The organism is Frateuria sp. (genome assembly GCF_035695185.1).
In the GTDB taxonomy this organism is placed as follows: domain Bacteria; phylum Pseudomonadota; class Gammaproteobacteria; order Xanthomonadales; family Rhodanobacteraceae; genus Frateuria_A.
This window is the reverse complement of sequence record NZ_DASSES010000010.1, coordinates 1-4,631: the sequence shown is the minus strand read 5'-3', so window position 1 is coordinate 4,631 and position 4,631 is coordinate 1. Positions and strand designations below refer to the sequence as shown.

Here is a 4,631-nt window from a genome sequence, read left to right as displayed (position 1 = left end):
ACAGCTGCGGCGCGGGGGCCGAGGCGCCGAAGCTGGTCATGCCGATGACCTCGCCATCCAGGCCGACGTACTTGCGCCAGTAGTCGGCGCTGGCGGCCTCCACCGCGACGCGGGCGCGGCACCAGGAGGGCAGCACGCCTTCGCGGTATTCCAGCGGCTGCTCGTCGAACACCTCGGTGCAGGGCATCGACACCACGCGTGCCGGTACACCCTGCTGGGCGAGCGTGCGCATGGCCTCCATGGCCAGTTCCACTTCCGAGCCGGTGGCGATAAGGATCGCCTTGAACTTCGTGTCGGCCGGGTCGGCCAGGACATAGGCGCCGCGCGCGATGTCGGCGACCTGCTGCTCGCTGCGCTGCTGGTGCTTCAGGTTCTGGCGCGAGAACACCAGGCAGGCCGGGTTGCCCTTGCGCTCGATGGCGGCCTTCCAGGCGACCGCCGACTCGACCGCATCGCACGGGCGCCACACCTGGTTGTTCGGAATGAAGCGCAGGCTGGCCAGGTGCTCGACCGGCTGGTGGGTCGGGCCGTCCTCGCCCAGGCCGATGGAGTCGTGGGTGTAGACGTGGATGGCGTGCGCCGGGATCAGCGCGCTCATGCGCACGGCGTTGCGCGCGTAGTCGGAAAACACCAGGAAGGTCGCGTCGTACGGAATGAAACCGCCGTGCAGCGCCAGGCCGTTGGCGATCGCGGTCATGCCGAACTCGCGCACGCCGTAGTAGACGTAGTTACCCTGGCCCGCGCTGGCGTCGCCGTTGCCGGCGTCCTTGCTGCCCTTCCACTTGGTGAGATTGGAGCCGGCCAGGTCCGCCGAGCCGCCGATCAATTCCGGCAGCAGCGGGCCGAAGGCATCCAGCGCCATCTGCGAGGCCTTGCGCGAAGCCACCTCCGGACCCTCGGCCTGCATCTTCGCGATGTAGGCCTGCGCCTTGTCGGCCCAGTCGGCCGGCAGCTCCCCGGCGAGGCGGCGCTTGAACTCGGCGGCCAGTTCCGGGTGCGCCTTGGCGTAGGCGTCCAGCGTGGCGTTCCACTCCTGCTCGCGCTTGGCGCCCTTGGCCTTGGCATCCCAGCCGGAATAGATTTCGGCGGGAATCTCGAACGGCGGATAGCGCCAACCGAGCTGCTCGCGCGCGGCGGCCACTTCGTCCTTGCCCAGCGCCGCTCCGTGGCTTTCTTCCTTGCCCTGCTTGTTCGGCGCGCCGAAGCCGATGATGGTCTTGGCGCAGATCAGGGTGGGCTTGTCGCCCTGGCTGGTGGCCTGGGTCAGCGCGCGCCTGATCGCTTCGGCATCGTGGCCGTCGACGTCACGGATCACGTTCCAGCCATACGCCTCGAAACGCTTGGCCGTATCATCGGTGAACCAGCCGTGCACCTCGCCGTCGATGGAGATGCCGTTGTCGTCGTAGATCGCCACCAGCTTGCCCAGGCCCCAGGTGCCGGCGAGCGAGCAGGCCTCGTGCGAGATGCCCTCCATCAGGCAACCGTCGCCCAGGAAGACGTAGGTGTGGTGGTCGACCACGGTGTGGCCGGGGCGGTTGAAGTGCGCCGCCAGCACCTTTTCGGCGAGCGCGAAACCGACCGCGTTGGCCAACCCCTGGCCGAGCGGACCGGTGGTGGTTTCCACGCCGGGCGTGTGGCCGTATTCGGGGTGGCCGGCGGTCTTCGAATGCAGCTGGCGGAAGCGCTTGAGCTCGGCCATCGGCAGGTCGTAGCCGGCCAGGTGCAGCAGCGCGTACTGCAGCATCGAACCATGCCCGTTGGAGAGCACGAAGCGGTCGCGGTTGGGCCACTTCGGGTCGGCCGGGTTGTGCCTGAGGAAGTCGTTCCACAGCACTTCGGCGATGTCGGCCATGCCCATCGGCATGCCCGGATGGCCGGACTTGGCCGCCTCGACGGCATCCATGGCGAGGGCGCGCACGGCGTTGGCGAGTTCGCGGCGGGTGGTCATCGGTCGGGTCTCCGGGCAAGCGGCAAAGCGCCAATTGTCGCCGATCGGACGGTAACTGTCGCGTCATCGCGACAGCCCTCGCCACCGCGCAATTAATTCAGCCTTAATCGGCCCGGCGCGGGTAACGCGGGACTTCAGGCGCGAATCGCTTCAATGCGTCCGGCGCATGCCCCGTGCGCGTCCATTCGGCCGCTCCCCACGCGGCCGATGGCCTGACTTCAAGGTTCAGGAGAACTCCCCATGACAAAAACAATGCTCGCCCTCGCCCTTGCCTCGTCCGCGCTGCTGTCCGTGCCGGCCTTCGCCCAGGAGGATGCCTCCATGGCGAACGGGCCCGCGCCAGGCGCCAGCGGCAACTATCAACCCGGCCAGCCGGTCGGTAGCGGCAACTGGTTCATCGAGGCGAACGTGGGCCGCACCAACGGCAACAGCAACGGTGGCTTCGGCAGCGACGCCAGTTCGTTCAACTTCTTCAACGGCCATCGCGGGCGACGCACAGGCTATGGCCTGCTCGGCGGCTACCGCTGGAAGGCCGGACAGGACCTGGGGCTCGGCATCGAGGCCGGCTACACCGATCTTGGCAACTTCCGCGTACGCAACGTATTCAACTCCGACCCGGTCAACCAGCGCTCGAGCACCAACGCGTTGCGCGGCTGGCTGCTCGGCGCCAACGGCCGCATCAACCTGACGCCGCAGTGGTACGTGGGCGCCCATGCCGGCTGGTTCTGGGCCAACGACAACAATGGTCGCTACTACGACACGATCAGCCAGGACCTCGGCTTTTCCGAGGGCAACCGGCCGGGCCGCGGCAGCTGGTACGCAGGCATCGGTACCGGCTGGGACGTCAACGAGCACTTCGGCGTAGGCGTGCGCTACGACTACTTCCATGCCAACGCCGGCCAGTATCGCAATCCGGCCACCGGTGAACAGATCACCGGCCTGAAGCGGTCGACCGGGATGGTGTCGCTGGTCGGCGAGTACCGCTTCTGAGCGAAGGGAACGGCGGGTGGACGTCCGGGCGTCCACTCCGCCGCGTCCGGCTGCCTTAACGCCAAGTTACCAATGTCCTGATGTGGATTGAATCTTTCGGCGGCCGGCCGCATCCAAGGGATCACGCGACGCCCATCCCCTTCTGGGCGCGCGCACAGCGATCGTCCCCCGCGATCGCCACGACAACAGGAGAATCTCCCATGAAAAAGACGCTGCTTGCCCTTGCCTTTGCTTCCGCCGGCCTACTGGCCGTTCCGGCCGCGTTCGCGCAGAGCGTCCCGACCCACACCGATGGCTGGTTCGTCAACGGCAACGTGGGCCGTACTTCGATCAACCATGGTCCTTACAACGACAACGACACCGGTTACGCGATCGGCGGCGGCTACCGCTGGTCGGTGGACCCGTTCGTGGCGATCGGCGTGGAGGCCGGCTACAACGACCTGGGCAACATCCACGTCAAGAACATCTTCAACAGCAACGACGTGATCGACCAGGGCCGCTCGCAGCTGCACGGCTGGACCGCCGGCGTCAACGGCCACTTCAACCTGGCGCAGAACTGGTACGTCAGCGCGCGCGGTGGCCTGTACAGCTGGAAGGGCCACGGCCTGAGCAACGACGTCAACCCGGTCCGCAAGAGCCTGGACGACACCAGCTGGTATGCCGGCGCGGGCGTGGGCTACGACTTCAGCAACAACACCAGCGTGGCCGTGAACTACGACCACTACGACGCGTCGAAGAACAACGTCAACCTCGATACCAACATGGTCTCGGTCAGCGCCGAATACCGGTTCTGATACGGGTGGCGCAGGGATGCGCCGTCACCATCATGGAGAAGAAGGGCGCCCTCGGGCGCCCTTTTTTTGGCACGGCGCTTTCCAGTTCGACGAGGCCCCGGGCTCCCTCTCCCCTCCGGGGAGGGGAGCAAGAACCTGGTGCTTCTCGCAATGAAAAAGGGCGCCGTGCGGCGCCCTTTTTCCACAGCCTTGCCTGGGCGGCTCAGCCGTTCCACTGCCCGAGCGCCGCCAGGCCGTTCTCCTTGGCGCGCGCGGCGACGGTCTTCTGCGCCTCGGCATAGTTGGCCTTCATGTCCTTCGACCAGAGCTTGAGCGCCGCCTGCTGCATGGCGCGGCCGTAGGAGAACGACAGCGGCCACGGGTGCGGGCCGATGCGGTTCATGGCGTTCAGGTGCGCGGTCGACTGCTCGTCGGTCTGGCCGCCGGAAAGGAACACGATGCCCGGCAGCGAGGCCGGCACGGTGCTCTTGAGCACGCGCACGGTGGCCTCGGCGACCTCCTCGACCTCGGCCTGCTCGTCGCAGCCCTTGCCGGGGATGACCATGCTGACCTTCAGGATGGTGCCCTCGAGCATCACGTTCTGCTCGTACAGCGCGTTGAACAGACTGCGCAGCACCGCTTCGTGCACCTCGTAGCTGACCTCGATGCTGTGGTCGCCGTCCATGATGACTTCCGGCTCGACCATCGGCACCAGGCCGGCTTCCTGGCACAGCGCGGCGTAGCGCGCCAGCGCGTGGCAGTTGGCCTCGATCGCGGTCGAGCTGGGGTTGTCGTCGGAGATGTTGATCACCGCGCGCCACTTGGCGAACTGCGCGCCCAGCCTGACGTACTCGGCCAGGCGGTCGCGCAGGCCGTCCAGGCCCTCGGTGACCACGTCGCCCGGGAAGCCGGCCAGCGGC

At 67.2% G+C, this 4,631-nt stretch carries 4 protein-coding genes; 2 read left to right on the top strand and 2 right to left on the bottom strand.

All coding sequences use genetic code 11. From position 1 onward, the window contains the following. Positions 1-1,948: transketolase (gene tkt / locus VFH59_RS00425; RefSeq protein ID WP_325162913.1), on the bottom strand; the 1,948-nt coding region annotated here is incomplete at its 3' end. 240 nt (positions 1,949-2,188) lie between these two features. Between tkt and VFH59_RS00420 the strand changes: the two genes are divergently transcribed. Together VFH59_RS00420 and VFH59_RS00415 are read left to right on the top strand one after the other, a co-directional pair. Beyond that, complete coding sequence (locus tag VFH59_RS00420) at positions 2,189-2,938, top strand: porin family protein (RefSeq protein WP_325162912.1); 750 nt, start codon at positions 2,189-2,191, stop codon at positions 2,936-2,938. A 200-nt stretch (positions 2,939-3,138) separates the two neighbouring features. Beyond that, the gene (locus tag VFH59_RS00415) at positions 3,139-3,732 is read left to right on the top strand and encodes a porin family protein (protein ID WP_325162911.1); all 594 of its coding nucleotides are present in this window, start codon (positions 3,139-3,141) and stop codon (positions 3,730-3,732) included. Positions 3,733-3,934: 202 nt separating this feature from the next. Here the strand turns inward: VFH59_RS00415 and VFH59_RS00410 are convergent. Beyond that, positions 3,935-4,631, bottom strand: a 697-nt coding sequence (locus VFH59_RS00410) for a class I fructose-bisphosphate aldolase (protein WP_325162910.1), incomplete at its 5' end; no start/stop codon positions are given.

Bases quoted from the DNA above. Each gene is read 5' to 3' on its own strand.
- VFH59_RS00420 (WP_325162912.1), top strand. From the start codon at position 2,189: ATGACAAAAACAATGCTCGCCCTCGCCCTTGCCTCGTCCGCGCTGCTG.
- VFH59_RS00415 (WP_325162911.1), top strand. From the start codon at position 3,139: ATGAAAAAGACGCTGCTTGCCCTTGCCTTTGCTTCCGCCGGCCTACTG.